At 47.3% G+C, this 20,340-nt stretch carries 23 protein-coding genes; 9 read left to right on the top strand and 14 right to left on the bottom strand.

The features are described from left to right. The first annotated feature begins 23 nt into the window (after positions 1–23). Positions 24–377: a DUF413 domain-containing protein gene (locus OQJ86_RS19860; protein ID WP_005434702.1), complete on the top strand. Its 354-nt coding sequence runs from the start codon at positions 24–26 to the stop codon at positions 375–377. 146 nt (positions 378–523) lie between these two features. Here the strand turns inward: OQJ86_RS19860 and OQJ86_RS19855 are convergent, their stop codons facing one another. Continuing rightward, the gene (locus OQJ86_RS19855) at positions 524–775 is read right to left on the bottom strand and encodes a DUF3081 domain-containing protein (RefSeq protein WP_009706732.1); all 252 of its coding nucleotides are present in this window, start codon (positions 773–775) and stop codon (positions 524–526) included. Positions 776–1,150: 375 nt separating this feature from the next. Here OQJ86_RS19855 and nagB point away from each other — a divergent pair, with 375 nt between their 5' ends. After that, complete coding sequence (gene nagB, locus OQJ86_RS19850) at positions 1,151–1,951, top strand: glucosamine-6-phosphate deaminase (protein WP_005434699.1); 801 nt, start codon at positions 1,151–1,153, stop codon at positions 1,949–1,951. Positions 1,952–2,069: 118 nt separating this feature from the next. On the opposite strand, the gene OQJ86_RS19845 is transcribed toward nagB, so the two are convergent. The 8 genes from OQJ86_RS19845 to OQJ86_RS19810 form a co-directional block, all read right to left on the bottom strand. Beyond that, the gene (locus tag OQJ86_RS19845; protein ID WP_009706731.1) at positions 2,070–2,936 is read right to left on the bottom strand and encodes a phage antirepressor KilAC domain protein; all 867 of its coding nucleotides are present in this window, start codon (positions 2,934–2,936) and stop codon (positions 2,070–2,072) included. 151 nt (positions 2,937–3,087) lie between these two features. Beyond that, entirely contained in the window at positions 3,088–3,516 is a 429-nt protein-coding gene (locus tag OQJ86_RS19840) for a hypothetical protein (protein ID WP_005434695.1), read from the bottom strand. 183 nt (positions 3,517–3,699) lie between these two features. After that, positions 3,700–4,581 (bottom strand): L-ribulose-5-phosphate 3-epimerase, encoded by an 882-nt coding sequence (locus tag OQJ86_RS19835; protein ID WP_038898432.1) that lies wholly within the window; start codon positions 4,579–4,581, stop codon positions 3,700–3,702. Positions 4,582–4,589: 8 nt separating this feature from the next. Next, positions 4,590–5,237, bottom strand: coding sequence for a 3-keto-L-gulonate-6-phosphate decarboxylase UlaD (locus OQJ86_RS19830; RefSeq protein WP_265989597.1), 648 nt, complete (start codon positions 5,235–5,237; stop codon positions 4,590–4,592). A gap of 5 nt (positions 5,238–5,242) precedes the next feature. Beyond that, positions 5,243–6,064: a Cof-type HAD-IIB family hydrolase gene (locus OQJ86_RS19825; RefSeq protein WP_265989643.1), complete on the bottom strand. Its 822-nt coding sequence runs from the start codon at positions 6,062–6,064 to the stop codon at positions 5,243–5,245. A gap of 4 nt (positions 6,065–6,068) precedes the next feature. Beyond that, the gene (locus OQJ86_RS19820) at positions 6,069–6,761 is read right to left on the bottom strand and encodes an L-ribulose-5-phosphate 4-epimerase (RefSeq protein ID WP_009696581.1); all 693 of its coding nucleotides are present in this window, start codon (positions 6,759–6,761) and stop codon (positions 6,069–6,071) included. Between the two features lie 9 nt (positions 6,762–6,770). Then, entirely contained in the window at positions 6,771–7,247 is a 477-nt protein-coding gene (locus tag OQJ86_RS19815; protein WP_009696580.1) for a PTS sugar transporter subunit IIA, read from the bottom strand. A gap of 123 nt (positions 7,248–7,370) precedes the next feature. After that, complete coding sequence (locus OQJ86_RS19810) at positions 7,371–9,131, bottom strand: PTS ascorbate-specific subunit IIBC (protein WP_005434683.1); 1,761 nt, start codon at positions 9,129–9,131, stop codon at positions 7,371–7,373. 386 nt (positions 9,132–9,517) lie between these two features. Between OQJ86_RS19810 and ulaR the strand changes: the two genes are divergently transcribed. Both ulaR and ulaG read left to right on the top strand, forming a co-directional pair. After that, positions 9,518–10,273: an HTH-type transcriptional regulator UlaR gene (ulaR, locus tag OQJ86_RS19805; protein ID WP_265989590.1), complete on the top strand. Its 756-nt coding sequence runs from the start codon at positions 9,518–9,520 to the stop codon at positions 10,271–10,273. Positions 10,274–10,396: 123 nt separating this feature from the next. Next, on the top strand, positions 10,397–11,464 hold the full coding sequence (ulaG, locus tag OQJ86_RS19800) for an L-ascorbate 6-phosphate lactonase (protein ID WP_265989588.1): 1,068 nt from the start codon (positions 10,397–10,399) through the stop codon (positions 11,462–11,464). Between the two features lie 282 nt (positions 11,465–11,746). On the opposite strand, the gene gltS is transcribed toward ulaG, so the two are convergent. Beyond that, positions 11,747–12,973 (bottom strand): sodium/glutamate symporter, encoded by a 1,227-nt coding sequence (gene gltS, locus OQJ86_RS19795; protein ID WP_005448891.1) that lies wholly within the window; start codon positions 12,971–12,973, stop codon positions 11,747–11,749. A 447-nt stretch (positions 12,974–13,420) separates the two neighbouring features. Here gltS and OQJ86_RS19790 point away from each other — a divergent pair, with 447 nt between their 5' ends. The 3 genes from OQJ86_RS19790 to OQJ86_RS19780 are packed head-to-tail and all read left to right on the top strand — an operon-like array spanning position 13,421 to position 15,476. Beyond that, complete coding sequence (locus tag OQJ86_RS19790; protein ID WP_005428840.1) at positions 13,421–13,792, top strand: GntR family transcriptional regulator; 372 nt, start codon at positions 13,421–13,423, stop codon at positions 13,790–13,792. Next, positions 13,789–14,646 (top strand): ABC transporter ATP-binding protein, encoded by an 858-nt coding sequence (locus tag OQJ86_RS19785; protein ID WP_265989580.1) that lies wholly within the window; start codon positions 13,789–13,791, stop codon positions 14,644–14,646. The genes OQJ86_RS19790 and OQJ86_RS19785 overlap by 4 nt, the downstream gene beginning before the upstream one ends. After that, positions 14,646–15,476, top strand: a complete 831-nt coding sequence (locus tag OQJ86_RS19780) for a hypothetical protein (RefSeq protein WP_265989578.1) — start codon at positions 14,646–14,648, stop codon at positions 15,474–15,476. Before OQJ86_RS19785 ends, OQJ86_RS19780 begins: the two co-directional genes overlap by 1 nt. Before the next feature lie 79 nt (positions 15,477–15,555). Here OQJ86_RS19780 and OQJ86_RS19775 read toward each other — a convergent pair whose 3' ends face one another. The 3 genes from OQJ86_RS19775 to OQJ86_RS19765 form a co-directional block, all read right to left on the bottom strand. Then, a complete protein-coding gene (locus OQJ86_RS19775; RefSeq protein ID WP_265989575.1) occupies positions 15,556–15,681 on the bottom strand; it encodes a hypothetical protein in 126 nt (41 codons plus the stop codon). Between the two features lie 72 nt (positions 15,682–15,753). After that, a complete protein-coding gene (locus OQJ86_RS19770; protein WP_265989573.1) occupies positions 15,754–16,917 on the bottom strand; it encodes a tetratricopeptide repeat protein in 1,164 nt (387 codons plus the stop codon). 74 nt (positions 16,918–16,991) lie between these two features. Next, positions 16,992–17,561, bottom strand: a complete 570-nt coding sequence (locus tag OQJ86_RS19765) for a TetR/AcrR family transcriptional regulator (RefSeq protein WP_010644408.1) — start codon at positions 17,559–17,561, stop codon at positions 16,992–16,994. A gap of 135 nt (positions 17,562–17,696) precedes the next feature. Between OQJ86_RS19765 and OQJ86_RS19760 the strand changes: the two genes are divergently transcribed. Both OQJ86_RS19760 and OQJ86_RS19755 read left to right on the top strand, forming a co-directional pair. Further along, entirely contained in the window at positions 17,697–18,794 is a 1,098-nt protein-coding gene (locus tag OQJ86_RS19760) for a flavin monoamine oxidase family protein (RefSeq protein ID WP_104026195.1), read from the top strand. 195 nt (positions 18,795–18,989) lie between these two features. Beyond that, positions 18,990–19,517: an RNA methyltransferase gene (locus OQJ86_RS19755; RefSeq protein ID WP_038869860.1), complete on the top strand. Its 528-nt coding sequence runs from the start codon at positions 18,990–18,992 to the stop codon at positions 19,515–19,517. Between the two features lie 95 nt (positions 19,518–19,612). Here the strand turns inward: OQJ86_RS19755 and OQJ86_RS19750 are convergent, their stop codons facing one another. Next, a complete protein-coding gene (locus tag OQJ86_RS19750; protein WP_265989566.1) occupies positions 19,613–20,158 on the bottom strand; it encodes an OsmC family protein in 546 nt (181 codons plus the stop codon). Positions 20,159–20,340: the final 182 nt, after the last annotated feature.

Genomic DNA, 20,340 nt, shown 5'->3' with positions numbered 1-20,340 from the left:
TAACGGTTACAGAGGCTGTTGATATGTCTGACACTGAATTTCGTCATGGCAAAAAACGTTTTTACGACAACGTAAAATTCCCACGCGGCTTTGCAAAGTCTGGCGATTTTACTCTTTCGGAAGAGGAAATCCTAACAATTTATGGGGATACTATGCTTGGCCTAGAGTCAGGCGAGTTGACACCTGAGAACAGCGAAGAGAAACACTTCGTAAAAGTTCTGGAAAACCCAGGCAAAGCGAAAACTAAGATCGAGCGCACTTGGTTAAAATACACACAATTAGCTCGTGGTCGCAAACGCTTCCACACGCTAAATGGTCGTAACAAACCAGAGGCGTCAGATGACTACGCAGAAGAGAGCCTAGCAGAAGACGATTAACCGACTCTGCCAAGCCTTAATGCTTGGTTAATCCTCAGAGTGTTTCATTCTGTGGAGTTGCAAAAATTTTTCTTTTCCAAAAGCCCAGAGGTGTTTCACCAAAGGGCTTTTTCATTTTTTAGCAAACCTATTTATCCGGCGAGCACTCACTTCGCCAACATGGCGACCTTCTTCAAGAAGCTGTCTTTAAGATGCTCTTGATCGTACTCCAACTGATAGGTGTTGTGGAAACCCACTTTAAGCTCCACGCCATTGCCTCTCAGAAACACGTTATAGCCGTCGTAATCAGAAAAGGCTTCTACCCCTTCATACATCTTGCCAAACTCGGTAGGCGTGCCGTTGTTCATCACACATTCGTATGCTTGCAACACTTTGGTTGCGTCTAAGTCGTTTTTCATTGCGATTCCCTCAGCAATAAACACACTTTAAGTATGGTTAAGGAAGAAACGCCGTGCCACACCATAGATTGCGTGAGATCATAACTTCGGCACTTTTCTTCTCTTTCTCCTACGCAACTCGGTTCAATTTGGCTCGCTCATTCAGCCAAAAAACTTTTTTTCAGTCATAAATTTTAAACGCTAATCAACTAGTCTAACGTCCTCTATATAAGAGGGTAATCGCAACAAGCAAACGTGAAAACTGTTGAGAAAAGCAACATTGGTTAAAGAAAAAGCAAAATTTTGACCTAAAACAATAGCAGATCGCCATTACTTATTTTATAATGCGAATTAATGTTTCAGGACATCTTAAATTCCAATAACTAGGGGCACAAAATGAGACTTATCCCGTTAGCTCAAGCAGCACAAGTAGGCAAGTGGGCAGCAGCACACATCGCTAAGCGCATCAACGACTTCAAACCAACTGCTGAGCGTCCGTTCGTTCTGGGTCTACCTACTGGTGGCACTCCTCTAGCAACTTACAAAGCATTGATCGAACTTTACCAAGCAGGTGAAGTGAGCTTCGAACACGTTGTGACTTTCAACATGGACGAGTACATCGGTATCCCTGCGGATCACCCAGAATCATACCGTTCATTCATGTACAACAACTTCTTCAACCACGTAAACATTCAAGAAGCGAACATCAACCTTCTTAACGGTAATGCGGAAGATCACGAAGCGGAATGCCAACGTTACGAAGACAAAATCAAGTCTTACGGCAAGATCAACCTATTCATGGGCGGCGTAGGTAACGACGGTCACATCGCATTCAACGAGCCAGCATCTTCTCTGTCTTCTCGCACTCGCATCAAGACACTAACTGAAGACACTCGTATCGCGAACTCTCGTTTCTTCGATGGCGACATCAACCAAGTTCCTAAATACGCACTAACTATCGGTGTTGGTACGCTACTAGACGCTCAAGAAGTAATGATCCTAGTAACTGGTCACAACAAAGCTCTTGCTCTACAAGCAGCAGTAGAAGGCAGCGTAAACCACCTATGGACGGTTTCTGCACTTCAACTACACCCTAAAGCAGTGATCGTTTGTGATGAGCCTTCACAACAAGAGCTTAAAGTGAAGACAGTTAAGTACTTCTCTGAGCTAGAAGCGGAAAACATCAAAGGTTTCTAATCCTTCGGGTAACAACCAAAGATAAACACTGAATACACAAAACCCGTGAGTCATCACGGGTTTTTTCGTTTTTAAAGACTGGAAGGTTTAGGAATTTAAACAACCACTAGCGAAGCGTTTAATAAGCTTGAATACCAAACTGGCGCAGACGTTTTGGCAATACCTCATCGAGCTTATCTAATTCGCTCGGTTCGACCTCAATGAGGTTGAAGTTATGCTGCTCGTAAACCGCACGAATCTTCTCTCGCTCCGCTTCTAACATCTCACCGGTGTCGCTACCCCAAAACTGCAAATAGACTTTGCCACCCGGAAGGTAGAAATCGCTTGTCACGTCTTGGTCGATCGGCAGCTGACGCTCATAAGCGTGTACTACTCCTGCCAAATACAGCCAGTTATCGATCAGCAGTTCTCCTTTAGAACGAACATAATGCCCATCTAAAGTGCGGTGCTTAGCTTCAAACTTCTGGCGAAAACTAGAAAACGACTTATCTGTGGAATGGGACTCGGCATCTTGACCTAAAAACTCAATCACAGACTGCTTGAGTCGCTTGTTACGCAGCACTACGTCGTGCCACACCACAAAGGTATTCTGCGACTCTTTATCGGTTCTCTGCTGCCCACCAGCGCGGATTCCGGCTTCGGTTAAGCTCCAACCTTCTTCGGATTTGCTGATCCAGCCTAATTCACTTAACAGCTGGTTCATGCGCTTGGCATTGAGCTTTAACTTCTCACCCAACTGGGTTGCACTGTAGGTTTTGCCAGACGTTGCCGCAAGCTCGATGTGCAAGTTGGTCGGCCAAACAATGAACTGCCCAAATTTAGGGTGATCGACATACTCACCGCCAAACTTGGCGCCCTCTTCGGTCAAAATCCATTTCTCGTCTTGGCGAACGATGTAGCCTGCGCGTTTCAGATCAGCAAACAGCAGCTTGGCTTCTATCTGACGCATTTTTGCCAGCGCCGACGTCGATATTTTTTCAGACACGTTTCATGCCTCCTGCTACTGTTTGAAATAAGGTAATGACTTGGATATTAACGCATTGATTTCATTGCTTGAAGTAAGAATAGTTGGGATTTTCTATCCACAACAAAAAAGGAGCACTTTGGCTCCCTTCTCTACATCGAATTGAATCGGCTTAATTATTCGCGAGTTTGGCAAACTTGCTGTAGGTACTGATTTTGCCGTTGATGTACTCGATACCGCTGTGCACATTGTTTTCGGTGTGACCAACAATTTGGTATTCGACGATGAATTCACCGCTGATGACTTTGATAAATAAGAAGCCGTCGCTAACCTTCCATAAACCCTGTAAACCGCGCTCGCTGAACAAGTCTTTTTCCACTAACGTGCCATTTGGTTTAAGCTCTAAAATCGACGAAAAACCGTCGACGTTCACTTTTACCCAAGGCTGTTGATGCACTTCGTAGCTGAGGATTTTGCGGCGTGTTTTCGCCCACTCACGCAGTTCTTGCTCTTGCGCTGGGGTGAGAATTGGCAGGTCTTCCATCTCCAATAGGGTGTGATGTTTTTCGTACCAGAAAAGTTGCAGATGGAGTAATTTCATTCAGATTAACGGGGTTTCATAACGACAAAGCGCAACTTTGCGCCAACCCTGATGGTAAGTCAACCAATGAAACGAAAGAGTGCAGTTTTCACGAGGGTTAAAAACTGCACGTTCCCACGATGGGAAAACGGTGCCCAATAACGAGCACCGGAGCATGTAAGTGTTTATACGGTTTAAAGAGAATTATGCGGCAAACAACCTTGGTAATTCCGCATGATCACACGCTTGATTTAAGCGCTGTTGGGCGGTTTGAATGTGCGCGCGCCAATGTTCATCTTGCGCCCACATCTCAATCACCAGCGGCACGACGCAGTCTGTCTCTTTGAGTGTGCGGAAGATGGCATCGAAGTTCACTTCACCATCGCCAATCACGAGATCGCGGAACTGACCTTTGTATTCCGGCGTCACACGATAGGTGTCTTTAAGGTGGATTTGGGTAATGTGCGGCTTACTCAATTTCAGCTCAGTACACACGTCATAGTTCCAACCCGAGATATTGCCTACGTCTGGATAAGCAGTGAAATACGGTGAATTCACTTCGCGATTGAGCACCTCGAACTTACTCAATGAATTGAGGTAATCGGTGTCCATGATTTCAACAGCAAGCATCACACCTGCGCGCTCTGCCAGTTTCGCCGCTTCCTTCATTCCTTCAATAAAGCGCAAATGCGTGGCACGGTTTGCTGGCTCGTAATACACATCGTAGCCAGCTAATTGAATGGTACGGACGCCAAGTTTGTACGCCAATGCGATCGCCTTTTCCATGTGCAGCACGGCTTGCTCGCGTATCTTCGGATCAGCCGAGCCAAACGGGAACTTGCGGTGCGCGCTCAAACACATCGACTGCAATGGCATGCCATAACGTTCGCACTGGTGACGCAGGGCGTAGATCGTCTCGTCGTCCCAATCTAAGCGGCTGCGGCGCTCGTCTGATTCATCCACCGAGATCTCAAGAAAGTCGAAGCCTAATTCTTTGGTCACACTGAGCTTTTCTTCCCAACTCAACTCGTTCGGCAACGCTTTCTCATACAAGCCAACACGATGACGTTGTAGGTTCTGATACATGTCGCCCCCTAGTTCCAGTAACGGTCGATTTGCGCTTTTAATGCTTCTGCGGTTTCTTGCCCTTTGTCGCCCGCCAATGCACGACCTGCGATAAAGGTTTTCGCTTTGATGCCTTCGAACAGGTAGATGTCTTCTGGCACGATACCGCCCGTGATAGAGAGCTCGATACCTAGCTCAGAGAGTTGACGCATCTTGTTGATGTCAGCATCTGTCCAGCCAATCCCTGCCAACTCTGCATCGCGAGAACGGTGGTAAATCGCTTGAGTGATACCGAGATCCACCCACGCTTGCGCATCTTCCATCGTCCAGTTGCCGTAGATTTCGATTTGGATTTCGCCACTAAATTCATCCGCCACTTTCTTACACGCTTCGATGGTCGCAATGTGCGCTGCGGCTGAGACCGTAATCCAGTCAGCGCCCGCTTCAAACGCCATGCGAGACAAAATTGCGCCACCATCGGTGGTTTTCATATCGCAAACCAGAATGTGGTCTGGATGGTTCTTACGTAGCGTCGAGACCGCATTCATCCCTTCTGCGAACGCGAGAATGGTGCCCACTTCAATCACATCAACATAGCTGTATACATTGCTTGCAACCGCCACGGCGTCAGTTAGGTTAGTTTGGTCTAGAGCGATTTGAATCATTGGTTTGGTCATGATGCTTATCCTTGAATTTTTTCACGTATCAGACGAGCTAAGCCGTCGTTATTGTTATCGGTTTCGCACACCAAACGGGCGCTTGAGCGTACCGTCTCGTCTGCGTTATTCATGGCAACGCCTAATCCGGCGTAACGGAGCATGGAAATATCATTGTGGTTATCGCCCACGGCAATGACATGATTCGGGTGATAACCCAACTCAGAAACGTATTCCGCCAGTCTTAAGCCTTTGCTGTTGCCTTTTGCTGCGAAGTCGATGCGATTCGACCACGAGCGTTCGCCGTTGAATTTCTCTTTCACCCATGGGTTTTCAATCAAGCGTTCTACCGAGCTTGGTAGGCCTTCCACCACGAATTTCCACACGAACTCGGTATTGCGCACTTCTTCGCTGAACGAGTCGATTTTGTAGATCTTCGGTTGAAGATGCTCTGGCGCGGTTTTCGCCCACTTTTCCAACGCTTCCATATAATGAATTGGGTTGTAGTTTGAGTACGTCATGGCATCGGTTACGTACATCACCATCTTGACCTGAAACTCCTTCGCCAAGGCGATGAACGTCAGCGCGTCTTCCTTATCAATGGAGTTGTGCTTGAGCACTCGATCATTGTGGTAGTCATAAACATAAGTGCCGTTGCAGCAGATGATAGGCGTGGTAAGACCCAACTCATCGTAATACGGACATGCCGCAGTGTGATGGCGTCCGGTGACAATCACCACGTGACACTTCTGCTGCGCTTCTTGAATCGCTTTTTTCACCTTTGGGTGAATGCTGTGGTCATCGGTGAGGACGGTTCCGTCTAAATCTAAAGCAAGCACTTTGTACATGTCGTTACCTCTGCCCGTAGTAGGCGTTTTCACCGTGCTTACGCAGGTAGTGTTTGTCTGAAAGCTCAGGCTGGATCTTGATGCCACTGTTGAGTGAACGTGTTGCTAATGCCATGGCAGAAATCTCTTCCAATACCACTGCGTTGTGCACGGCATCATCGGCGTTAGTGCCCCAAGAGAAAGGCGCATGCCCTGCTACAATCACGCTTGGCACTGCCATTGGATCGATGCGGCGTTGACGAAACTCTTCCACTATCACTAAGCCAGTGTTCTTCTCGTACTCTTCGGCAATTTCGCGTTGTGAGAGCTTGCGAGTACATGGAATGTCACCGTAGAAGTAGTCGGCATGAGTCGTGCCCAGCGCAGGAATATCAATCCCTGCTTGCGCCCAAATCGTTGCGCTGCGTGAGTGGGTGTGCACCACGCCGCCCACTTGTGGGAACGCTTTGTAGATCTCAATGTGGGTCGCGGTATCGCTGGATGGATTCATGTTGCCTTCCACCACATTGCCGTCTAAATCGACCACCACAATGTGCTCAGCGCGCATGCCATCGTATTCCACCCCCGACGGTTTAATCGCAATCACGCCGCGCTCGCGGTCAATCTCAGACACGTTGCCCCAAGTGAAGGTCACCAAGCCGTATTTCGGCAGTTTGAGGTTGGCTTCGAGCACACGTTGTTTCAGTTCGCTGTACATGATTTCTCCTTAGGCAGTAACAGCCAGAGCTTCATCAATCACGTTGAATACATCGGTTTTGCTGCGGCAACGGCGAAGCTTGTCTAAATCCACGCCCGTTTCACTGTCTTCATCATCCAACACTTGGGTCACTTCCATCAGACCTTCCATGTGCTCATCGGAAGAGCTGCCCGCTAGCGTGATTAGCACATCAACTGGCTCGTCTTCCCCTTCAAAGTAGATTGGCTCTTCTAGCGTAACCAGTGCGAAAGCAGTACGAATTACGCCGTTTTCTGGGCGTGCGTGTGGCAGTGCCAAGTTAGGCGCGATGCAGATGTAAGGACCTAACTCTTCCACGCTGCTGATGATGGCGTCGTGGTAAGAAGGCTGAATCGCACCAGAGGCAATCAACATGTCCGTACCAATCTTGATGGCTTCACGCCAATTCGACGCCTGCGCTTGCAGTTTGATTGAGTTGTTGTCGATCAGTGATTGTTTTAATCCCATTGTTCTATCTCCAGTTTGGGTGCCGTGACTTTGGCTTTCCGAAGTCCGGCACCGCTGTTGTTATCCGTTGTTTGTTATTGGTTTCTTATCTCTTCATTGAGAGAAGTATTTGGTCATGTTGTTTTATTTTGCTGGTACAAAGTTTTTATTGATGATGTCGAGTAGCTCGTCCCCGAAGGAGTTAGGGTTAAGCATGTTTTGCACCCCGAGTACAAACTTGCCTTCGCCTGGTTCCATCTCTGCAGACAGGTGCTTCGACGATACGATGATGTCTGTGCTCGCAAGCTTCGACTTGTAGTCCGACACTGCGCATGAGTCCATCACGTGAGGAATGCCTTTCTTCTCTAGGTATTTGCCGATCTTCATTTTCATCATCATCGATGAGCCTTGACCGTTACCACATACCGCTAGGATGCTGACTGGGCGCAGACCGTCACTCGCTTTGATTGCTTGCTCTACCGCTTCAATCACTTCTGGTTCTTCACTGATTTCTACTGTGCCTTGCGCGTCTTCTTCAGCACGTAGCTTGCGAGAAGCGAAGAACATGTAAACCAGAGACAGACCAACAAGAACGAAGAAGAACATTTTCGATGCAGACAGACCTTGCATGATTGGTGGGAATACAAGCGCCCAGTCCGCCATGCCCATCCAGCCGTTGAATTCTGTGCCGTGTTGGCTAAATAGGTGGATAGCCCAAGCAGAACCTAGTACCTCGATGATGCCCATCACGAAACAGATCTTCATCACCGCTTTCCAGCCACCGAAGTGGTTAGCAAATACGCCGATGGTCGCGTTAGAGAAGAACATTGGAATGAAGCCAGGGATGATCATGATTGGCGCATCGAATGCCAACATCGCCAGTACTGCAGCGAACTGACCCAGCGCACCCCACATGAAACCAAATACCATTGCGTTTGGAGAGAATGCGTAGATAGCCGCACAGTCAATCGCCAATACCGCATTTGGAATCACGCGCTCAGAGATGCCTTTGAACGCTTCAGACAGCTCAGCAACGAACATACGTACACCGGCAACAATCACCTGAATCGCCACAGCGAATTTCAGACCCGTTTCTAAGATGTAGATAGTCCAGTGTGTGGTGCCCGCCATTTCTTGAAGGTTATCAAGACCGAATGAAAGCAGAATAATGCCGAAGAACACCGTCATGACGATCGCCGTTGCTGCGATGCTGTCGTGGAAGATGTGTAGCCATTTAGGCAGTTCTAGGTGGTCAACGCTGTCGTTCTTATCACCCAGTTTTGGCGCGACTTTTGTTGCAATCCAAGACGCGACCTGTTGTTGGTGACCAATAGAGAAACCCGCCCCGCCGGTGACTTCTTCAGTTGGCTTGAACATGATGTTGGAGGAGATACCCCAGTACAGCGCCATTAACACCGCAGAGTAAATGATGGTTTCCCACATGCTTGCGCCAAGCACAAAGTAGAACACGGCAATCAGACCTGCTTGCTGGAACATGATGTGACCAGTCAGCATGATGGTGCGGATACCCGTGTAGCGGCGGAACAGTACCAAGAGGATGTTGATACCTAATGCTAATAGAACGGCGTAACCCACCCAAGAGTAGTTGTCGCCCATCGCTTCCATGGTAGACATCATGGAGGTGTAAGGGTCAATGACCGAGCCGGTTAGCCCGTGGTATTCGGAAAGTTTGGAGATCACAGGTTTGAAGCCAGCAACTAGGGTGCCCGCACCCACTTGAACCAGCATGAAACCCACGATCGTTTTGATGGAACCTTTAATGATGGTGGTGGCGTCTCTTCTCAGCAACCAATAGCCAATGCATGTTACCAAACCCAGCAGTAGTGGGGCTTTGGTCATAACTTGGCTGTAAAAAATATAGAAGATGTCGTACAAGAACTCCATATCTTTACCCCTAGAGTGTTTTTTATTTGTAATAGTATGTAGGTCAGAGTGATTCCATCTGATGTCGTAGAATCTACTCAGTTTTTGCTCACGAAATAAACTCTAACAATCAAAAGTAATCACGCAATGCTCATTTGTGATTATTTTGATATTTATCAATTTTGCCCTCCAAAAAACCCTACAAATGGTAAGTGGATCACACATGAAAATTAAATCATCAATAAATACAACAACTTATAAATTCTTGTGATGAGGTTCAGATTTTCATCAGTCTTGAATTTGACAATCAAGAGCGTGATTAATAGAATCAAAACAAATCACAAGTAATCACCAAATAATCACTAGATACACATTTCGGTGAATTTGAATCAAATAAGGTGATGGGTATGAATGAAGTACAAAGACACAATGGCATTCTGTCTTTACTAGAAGAAAATCAGACGATTAACGTCTCACACATTATTGAGAGCTTTAACGTCTCTCCAGCTACGGCTCGCCGTGATATATCTAAGCTGGATGAGCTAGGCAAACTACGCAAAGTACGCAACGGCGCAGAACGCGTCGAAGCAGAAAAGAAAAAATGGTCACCGCTGAACATCAACAGCACTGAGTATTTCGAAGAAAAATCCTTGATTGCGATGCAAGCCGCTGAGCTTTGTCAGCCTGGCGACAGCGTGGTCATTAACTGCGGTTCGACCGCTTTCCTACTTGGGCAGAAGTTGTGTGGGCAAGACGTGCAGATCGTCACCAACTACTTCCCATTGGCAAGCTACCTGATCAATGAAGACCATGACGATGTGATCATCATTGGCGGTCAATACAACCGTTCACAAAAACTGTTCTTAAATCCGGCGCCCAACTCGCTTGGCAGTTACGCAGGCAATTGGATGTTCACCTCGGGTAAAGGGTTAACCGAAGCCGGACTCTACAAAGCCGACATGTTAACTGCAGTGGCAGAGCAGCAAATGCTTGAGCAAATCGACAAGCTCGTCGTCGTGGTAGACAGCTCCAAAGTGGGTCACAGAACGGGCATGTTGTTCTGTCCTACCGAGAAAATCGACATTCTGATCACTGGCAAAAACGCCAACCCAGAGGTCATCAAAGCGATAGAAGCAAAAGGGACACAGGTCATTCTGGTCTAACGCGCCCTAGCCTCTTTCTCAAATAAATAAAAATAATTCAGCTCAGTGCCTTAACCACAAATTAAGGCGCTCGGCTCCCTACATCCCAAATTTAATAAAATTGTGAAACAAAAAGGTGTTGCTATGAGTAAAGTAAATGAAATCACTCGTGAATCTTGGATCCTAAATACATTCCCTGAGTGGGGAACCTGGTTAAACGAAGAGATCGAAAATACGGTGGTAGAACCAAATACATTCTCGATGTGGTGGCTAGGTTGTACAGGTATCTGGTTGAAGAGTGAGGGCAACACCAACATCTCTATCGACTTCTGGTGTGGTACGGGCAAAAAGACGCAAAAGAACGCCTTCATGAAGAACCAGCACCAAATGATGCGTATGGGCGGTGTCGAAGCGCTGCAACCAAACCTACGTACTGCTATCTTCCCGCTCGACCCATTTGCTATCAAAGAGATCGACGCTGTGATGGCATCCCATGACCATGCTGACCATATCGACGTGAACGTCGCGGCAGCGGTACTGCAAAACTGTGGTGAACACGTGAAGTTCATCGGTCCACAAGCATGTGTCGATTTATGGATGGGCTGGGGCGTGCCAGAAGAGCGTTGTGTTGTCGCGAAAGTGGGCGATGTGCTTGAGGTCGGCGACATGAAGATCCGCGTACTGGATTCATTCGACCGCACTGCACTTGTAACGCTGCCAGAGGGCACTTCGTCTTACGATAAAGAAATCCTCGACGGCATGGACAAACGCGCGGTGAACTACCTGATTGAAACTTCAGGTGGCTCGATTTACCACTCTGGTGACTCACACTACTCGAACTACTACGCCGCACACGGCAACGAATACCAAATCGACGTGGCACTGTTGTCATTCGGTGAAAACCCACGCGGCGTGACTGACAAGATGACGTCTTCTGACATCCTACGCGCAGCAGAATCGTTGAACTGTGATGTCGTGATGCCATTCCACCACGATATTTGGGCGAACTTTCAAAACGACCCACGCGAAATCGAAGTGTTGTGGAACATGAAGAAAGACCGTCTGCAATACAAGTTCTCACCGTTCTTCTGGCAAGTCGGGGGCAAATACACCTTCCCAACCGATAAAGGTCGCATGCACTACCAACACTTCCGTGGCTTTAGCGACATCTTCAAAAACGAACCAGAACTGCCATACAAAGCGTTCTTGTAGCTCCGTCGCAACGTCCGTCTGGCAGGAATAAAAAAAGCCCGTCGCGATGATGGATGCGACGGGCAATTAGCTAGAGTCTTATAAGGAGAAAAGGAAATTACTGATAATAAATGTCCGACGATTTCGCATCAGTAACGTCCTCAACAAACCGAATATTAGTCATTGATAAATTTAAAGGACATGGCTCATTCCAGTAATCTAAATTGTTGATGCCTATTGCTCTAAGCCAATCAAAAAAGCCAGTCTCTCGGGACTGGCTTTTGTTTTATGGAGCGAGGTTGGTTACTTAATAAAAGAAATACAGCCTTGCAGAATCACTAGGTTGACGATGTCGATAAAGAACGCGCCAACGATAGGCACCACCATAAAGGCTTGTGGTGATGGACCGAAGCGGTTAACGATAGAGCCCATGTTCATGACTGCGGTTGGGGTAGCGCCCAGACCAAAGCCACAGTGACCACTTGCGATGACTGCGGCATCGTAGTTGCTGCCCATCACGCGGAACGTTACGTAGTAAGCAAAAACCGCAAGAATCACCGATTGCACTGCCAGAATGATGAGGAACGGGATTGCTAAGTCGAAGATGTTCCACAATTTTAGGCTCATTAGCGCCATAGCTAGGAACAAAGACAGCGAAACCGTACCAAGAATATCGACCGTCTCAACATCCACTTTGCGAACTTTGGTCACTTCCATGATGTTGGTGATCACCACACCGATAAACAGCGCGTAAACAAAGTCCGGAATCATCAACCATTTGATGCCAAAGCTGCTCACCCAACCTTCTAAGTAGCCAGCACCAGTGACACACAGCAGGATAATCGATAAACTCTCGACCACTTTCTTTGCTGTCACGCGGTCTTCTTCGTGCTCGTTGTAGGTCACCAACTCAGGGAAACGCTCGTGAGTCTGGTTGGTGCGCCCGTATTCAGATTCAAGGTTGTGCTTATCAATTAAGCGCTGCGCTACTGGGCTGCCGATGATGCCACCAATCACCAAACCAAAGGTAGCGGATGCCATTGCCACTTCTAAAACGTTGTGCAAGCCGTACATGTCTTGGAAGGTTTGCGACCATGCTGCGCCCGTACCGTGACCGCCCGATAGTGTTATAGAACCGGCAATCAAGCCCATTAGCGGGTCTAAGCCGAGCGCGGTTGCCAAAGAGACACCGACCGCGTTTTGGATAAGAATGTACACCGATGCCACGGCTAAGAAGATAAACACCTTAGCGCCGCCTTTGATCAACTGGGTGTAGTTCGCCGCTAAGCCAACGGTGGCGAAAAACATCAACATGAAAGTGTTTTGCAGCGGTAAATCGAAAACTAAATCCACGCCATTGAAGTGCATCGCGGTGATCGCACATGCGACAATCAAACCACCCACGATTGGCTCGGGAATATTGAATTTCTTTAAGATCGGTAATTTAGCGTTAACGAATTGTCCCAAGAACAACACACAAATAGCGACGAGAAACGACTCTTGTGGACCGACAGAAATGACCTGATTCATAAAACCTCTTTGCCTCCTTTTTCTCATCCTTTGAGTAACAACTCGCAGGTTGAGCGGTATTTAGGCAGGTCAGAGTGCCTACTGAACGTGTGGTTTTCTAGGGTCCAAACCCACTAAATTCTCATTAAATAAGAAAGCAATAGCTCGGATATTTACCCAATTCTCATTCAATGAAAAAACATACTTTTTCACCAAGTTTTGTGGCGCAATTTTCTCGTTTTTTTGGATCTTCTCAACTTATGAGAAGTGAACAATTTTTTACCAGTTTTTGAAGGCAAAAACGTATGCGATTGCGTGCAAATTTTGCGTGAAAGTCTGGTGCAAACTTTGTCGAATTTTCATCGACAAAAGTGATTGAGAAAACAGCGCAAGAAGATTGGCGCTTTCTATCCCATCGCCAAGGTGTTATACATATATATAACACCAATTCAGCCAAGGAAACCAATCATGACGCATTGGCATGATCGCCAACCGATTTTCCGTCAGTTGGCTGACCAGATCACACAGCAAATATTGCAAGGTATCTGGCAAGAGGGCGAAGCTTTGCCTTCGGTACGCAGTGTCTCTGCGGATATGAAGATCAACCACCTGACGGTCATGAAGGGCTATCAGCTATTGGTTGATGAAGGATTGGTTGAGAAGAAACGTGGGCAAGGCATGTTTGTCGCCCAAGGTGCAAAAAAACAGCTGCTTGCTGATGAAAAAGCCCGTTTCCTTGAACAACAAATTCCGCAGATCGCCGACACACTACAACGTCTGGATATGTCTCTTGATGAATTTATCCAACAAATCCAAACACATATTGAAGGTGACCAATGAGCGCATTAGTCAGTGTAAAACACGTCTCCAAGCAATATCGTCAGCAGGGTGAAGCGCTGCATGACGTGAGCTTTGATCTACAAGCGGGTCAGGTGCTTGGCTTGCTAGGTCATAACGGTGCGGGTAAATCGACTCTCATTAACGCCCTACTCGGTGCACACGAATATCAGGGCACCATTCGCATCAACGGCTTTGAGCCAATCATGCAACGCGACAAAATCATGCAGAGCTTGTCTTACATCTCGGATGTGAACGTTCTGCCAAACTGGATGACGGTTGCTCAGCTGCTTGATTACACCGAGGGCGTGCACCCAGGTTTTAATCGCAGCAAAGCCGATAGCATGCTTCGTCAAACCGACATCAAGCCGCGTGCACGCATCAAATCCCTATCGAAGGGCATGAAGGTGCAATTGCACTTGGCCGTCGTCATCGCGACCAATACGCAGATTCTGATTCTGGACGAGCCAACGCTTGGCTTGGATTTGGTTTATCGCGATACCTTCTACCGTCACTTGCTGGAATGGTTCCACGATGGCAAGCGTGTGCTGATCATAGCGAGCCATGAAGTATCGGAAATCGAACACCTACTGACGGACGTGCTGATTCTTAAACACGGTCGACCTGTTCTGAAAACCTCAATGGACAGCATCAGCGAAGATTACTTCATTCTCGATGCCAGTGATGAGCATCGCGCACAAATCGAAGCGCTGAAACCACTGTCATCGCAAAAGGGCTTAGGCACGACTAAATGGTTGTTGTCATCACAAGACGCAGGACAAGTTGCAGGTCTGGGTAATGTGTATGGCGTCAAGCTTGCGGATCTGTTCTTGGCATTGCAGAAGGAGGCAGCATAATGAAATCGATTATCGCGATGTTGCGTAAAGAATGGCTAGAGAACCCGTTGGTTACACGCGTGCCATTATTTATGTTTGCCTGTGGCGTGCTGCTGTTTGTCAGCTTGATGAGTAGCTCGACACTGCAACACAATATGTTCTTCCAAATGAGCCTTGGTGGTGATGTCAGTGACATCCACAAAGAACTCGGCGATGACGTCAACATGCTGATCACCGGTGGCATTGGTTTGTTGTCTATCCTGCTTGGCACTCAATACTTCCCAAGAACGCTGCGTAAAGAGCGCTCAGAGGGCAGTATCATGTTTTGGCGCAGTATGCCTGTCAGTGACGTGAAAAACCATCTGATGAAGCTGACGTTTGGTTTATTGGTGATTCCACTGGTGTGTTCGGTATTGGTTTTCGCTGCGGACTTTATGCTGTGGATGTTGAATGTTTCAACCGACCACCAGCTGGCGTTATTGTATCGCCAAGCATCATTGGGCTTCGTGCTGCTGAACTGGATTGAATTCTTGCTTCGAATGGTGGTGGCAGGCGTGTTGTTATTGCCGCTCGCACTAACCGCAATGGCTATCTCACAGAAAGTGAACTCACCACTGTTGGTGATCTTGATTGGTATTTACGCACTGCGTTGGATGCCGATTGCGATGTTCAACTTCTATGGTCTGGATGATTTCTTCTCAGCGATTTTCTATCTACCACTGCACGCGATTCTTGCGCCAAACCCGTTCAGCGCGATTCCAGATGCAGGTTGGATGAATGTCGGTATTTACGCCTTCATCGGTGTGCTTGCTTGGACGGCTAGCATCAAATTTAGCCGCACCGTGAACTAGCAAACACAGGCAAAACAAACCCAACAAAAGCGAGGTACTGTCCTCGCTTTTTTATTTCCGCGCCCAAGCAGCATTTGTGCTAAACCACTTTGACTAAACTAGGCAGCAGAGCGTCGATGTTTTTCACTTCATCGAACTGAGCCAACTTTCGCTTTATCTGTTCTGCTGGCAGCGCTTGTGCTCTTGCGATATAGCGGTTTTTCAACAGACACGCCACTTGGTCCCACTGTTGTATATGCGCATGGGCCATCAGCAGGTATTGTGAAATGACATCTTGCTACGCGTGACTTCCCCCCAGCTTGCTGTGCAAATCTCTCACCTGGTTAATCAACTCAATGCAATGACGGTAGTTCGAACTGTGGTACGCCTTGATGGCCTGCATCAACTTGCTGCCTGTCATAAACTCCACTTCCTGAGTTTGTAGTGGCGAACTGATAATTTGCGTTATATTGGCATCTAACTGGTCATGATGATCGGTTTTCGCTAACACCATGGCATTGTGAATTTCAGTAAACATGATAGTGCTGTCGGCAGAAATCTCTAGTGCTCCGGCACTCAATCGATGCCAACGTTCTCCAACATCAGCCCCCATGAATTCCAAGCGAGCCAATAACGAAGCTGCGTTTTGGATATCAAGGTATATCGAAGACTCTGCAGGGTAGATGTGCTGATCAAACAAAGCCAAGGCACCATCAATATTGCCTTGCTCAAGATGGAACAACGCAAGGTGCCACCAAAGATGGCCGCGAAACGCATTGTGATTTGAAAACGTATTCGTATGACCTTGTAAGAACTCAATGCCCTCTTTCGCCTCGCCTTGCATCTCAAAAATATGAGCCATCGTATGCTTAGCGATTAGATCTTGGTGGTTCAACCCTAACGTCTGGCGCGCAAACGCTTCTGCCAACTCATATTCCCCCGCCTCTTCGAGTGCAAAGGCATGAGCGGCGGCAAACATCCAATATCCTGGTGTCTGCTCATCCCAGTAGGGTAAAACTTGCAAAGAAACTTGCAGTGCCCGTTGCTTTTGGCCAAACCAAAATGTTTGCCCTGTAAATTGGCGGTAGGCAATGATATCCAAAGGCCAAAGACTCAGAATATGTTGCCACGTGTCCAGAGCCCCCTTCAAGTTGCTTTGGCTCCACTGTTTCAATGCATGCATGTGCAGCGCTTCACGCTTGGTGGCCGATTGCGCGAACTGATCCAACTGCGTAACCATTTTAGCCACGATGGGTAAAGTAGAACGACGCCCATCACTCGCATGGCTGTACGCCTTAAAAATCCATCCCATCATAAAGTCCGGATAGAGCAGTAGCAGTTGATCGAGATCGCTCATTGCACTGGGAAGAAAGGTCAACGTATCTTCGAGAATCCGTTCAAATTGTTCTGCCCCTGCAGCATCAATGCCGTTCATCTCTAGCGTTCTTTTGTCTTTAACCATTACATACCTACTAGTAGATAGTTATTGAATTTAAAATAATACCCGCACTTATCGCGGGCAGTATTATGAAAATATTAGCGTTTAAGGAGTGCGAGACAACTCGCCTTCACGCTGCGAATGTAATCGGCATCTTTAAACTGAGAAAGTAACATACTGCCTTCCAGCGCAACAAAGATTAGCCTTGCAACTTGGGCTGATTCCACTCGTAAGTCGAACTCTCCGTTCTCTACACCCTGATCAATGATTTTTTGTAGCCATTGCTCATTCGTTTGCACAAAACGCGACAGCAGCCCTTCTAGGCCATCTGCCAAAGAGTAAAAGTCAGAAGCGTACATACCACACAAACACAACTTATCTTGCTCGCGTACGCCAATAAAAATATCAGCCAACGCTTCAATTTTTTCCTCAGCACTGCTTGGTTGGCTCTCGATCTGAATTAACGCCGCTTCGTAGTTTGCGAGATAGCGCTCAAACACCGCTTCAGCCAAGTCTTGCTTGGTTTTAAAATGGTAATGAATACTCGCGGTCTTAATACCCAGCTCATTTTGGATGTCGCGAAAGCTAAAACCATTAAAACCTCGGCTTTGTATGTAGCTTTCAGCAAGGTCGGCAATCTTTGCAGCCGTCGGGCTAAGTTCTTTCATGTGGCTTCCACCTTAAACATTTTTGCAAAAGATAGCATGCCCTCACAAACCTGTCTACCTACTGATAGGTATTGTTTGTTTTTCAAAAAAGACTTAACCTACCTATCAATAGATAACCAGCGTTAAAGGCAAACAATGAAATACGATTTTATTATTATCGGAGGCGGTTTGAGCGGTCTCTACACCGCAGCGTACCTAGAAAAAGCGGGGCATAACTACTTGCTACTTGAGGCGAGAAGCAGACTCGGCGGTCGAATTCTTTCTTCTGCGAGCTTGGCAGCAAACAGTCAACACGACCAATTTGACCTCGGCCCATCTTGGTTTTGGCCCAAGATGAATCATCGCGTCATGAGGCTTGTCGACAACTTATCGCTTCCCATCGTAGAACAGTATGAAACTGGCGATATGTTAATCGAACAAGCCGGGCAGGCTGGTATTCGTCAAGTGTCGAATCAATTCTTTTCTTCTCCTCAATCCATGAGAGTATCGGGTGGCATAGCGCAATTGGTGGCAGGAGTAGCAAAGTTACTCAGCCCAGAAAACATCAAATATGAACATCAAGTACACGCAGTAAGCCATAATGAAGCTCAAGGTTATAGCGTCGATGTCATCCACCAAGCAGAGCAGCTGACTTTAGAGAGTGAGAACATCATCTTTGCGCTCCCTCATCGTTTGATTGCCAATAACATCCGCTTTACGCCAACCCTTCCAGAAACGGCGTTTAACGCGCTGGACAAAACGCCCACATGGATGGCCGCTCACGCGAAATTCTTCGCCATTTATGACCGACCTTTCTGGCGAGCAAACGGATTGTCCGGTTACGCAAACAGTCAAGTTGGTCCATTGGTGGAAATTCATGACGCCAGTGCTGAAAATGGCCATGCCGCCCTGTTCGGTTTTATCGGTTACGATGCTCAAGCTCGCGCACAGCTAGGCGCCACCGAACTGAAAACCATGGCAGTTGAGCAACTAGCGAGACTCTTTGGCCCCGAGGCGTATAACGTCACTGAAGTAAAGCTGCTCGACTGGTCGAAAGAGGCATACACGGCGGTTGAAAAGGATCACACCATGCCAACTCATCACCCGCGTTATGGGCTCAACGCATCACTGGAGCAATTAAGCCAACAGGGCATGTACTTTGCGGGAACGGAATCAGCACAAGAGTTCGGTGGATTTATTGAGGGCGCGTTAGAAGCAGCAGAGAGTGTTATTGAAAAGCTTGCCGCTCGTTAAATTGCTCTATCCATTCATTTATGGGGAGGTTGTTGCTCCCCGTAACCCACTCGTCCCTTAGTTCTACTTCTACTTCTACTTCTACTTCTACTTCTAAAAAATATTGTGATAGTACTTCTGGCGGGTTAAGTCCATAATCCCACGATCAACGAGCATCAAGCTCTTATCTTGAAACCATTAAGTAGAACAACAGCAATGACAGCACAGTCAACGGTCATTCTTGGACTGTATAACCCGAAAGATCCAACCAATGTGGGAGCGGTAATGCGCGCAGCAGGTTGTTATGACGCCACACAAGTTCGTTATAACGGTACTCGCTATAATCGTGCGGTAAAATTCCGAACCGACACGAAGAACATGCACGAACGTATCAATTTGATCGAAATGGACGATCTCACCGCTCACCTTGCTGAAGACGTGAAAGTGGTGTGTGTTGAGTTGGCAGTTGGCGCTACGGCGTTGCCTCTTTTTACTCACCCAGAAAACGCGGTGTATGTCTTTGGCCCAGAAGATGGCTCACTGCCGCAAGAGGTTGTCGATAAGGCTGACCACGTAGTGTATGTTCCCACCAATGGCTGCATGAACTTGGCGGCAACGGTCAATGTTGTCTTGTATGATCGTTTGGCTAAAAATCTGGGCACGATTGACGACCATCAACAAGTGATTACCAACCGAGACAACAAAAATCGATTGAAGGTCAAAGACTGCGTATCAGCGCAATAATTTGTGCTCGGTACTGCTTAATAAAAAAAGAGCCTATATCGAAATATAGGCTCAAAGCAGTGAAAAAGTGTGCGTGATTTTGATTAATATTTTAGTTATGCAACGATGGCTGAAACTTTGACCGCATCGCTAATGGTGCGATAGTTTGGAGAGAACTGCTGTACGCTCGCAATGACTTCGTCATAATCAGCCTGAGTCCCCTCACCTTTTACTTCAAATTGAAATTGGATTTCATCAAAGCCAACCGGCGCTTCTTCGGTCACATTTAGGAAGCCACGTAAATCCAGGGCACCTTTGATGGTTAGTTTCACAGCGTCTAGCTTGATACCACGAGCACTCGCACCCGCAACAAAACCCACCATCATGCAACCAGCCATACCGCCCAATAGGTAATCTTGAGGTGTTGGGTATGCATTGTTGCCCAATAGCTCTTCTGGCTCACCAACTTCAAAGCTGAATTCTTTGACGATTTCTTTTCCGCCAACCTTTTGATTCAAAGTACGGATTTCACTGTGAACACCGCCTTTCCATTCAGCAACAATGCCGTATTCAGAGATCGCCTGCGTTGCGTCTTCAGTGATCACTTGAGTGTAAGCCGCTAGGTCATCGAGTTTAATGCCGTTTAGTGGTGAGTTCTCCATGATATGTCCTTGTTATTATTTGATGTCGTGTTTACTACTGAATTTTTAATTGGGGCCTTTAGGGATGGAGTGAAAGGCCCCAATTCGCACGTTTAGTGATGTTAGTTAACCTGAGATCGGTTTAAGCCATCGCCATCAGCCCAGACTTTTCAGCATTGGTGATGTTGAGTGATGGCTTCTCT

Origin of the sequence: Vibrio sp. Sgm 5 (assembly GCF_026241575.1) — a bacterium.
Lineage (GTDB): Bacteria > Pseudomonadota > Gammaproteobacteria > Enterobacterales > Vibrionaceae > Vibrio > Vibrio jasicida.
The sequence above is the reverse complement of the archived record's forward strand: the minus strand, read 5'-3'. Positions and strand labels throughout refer to the sequence as shown.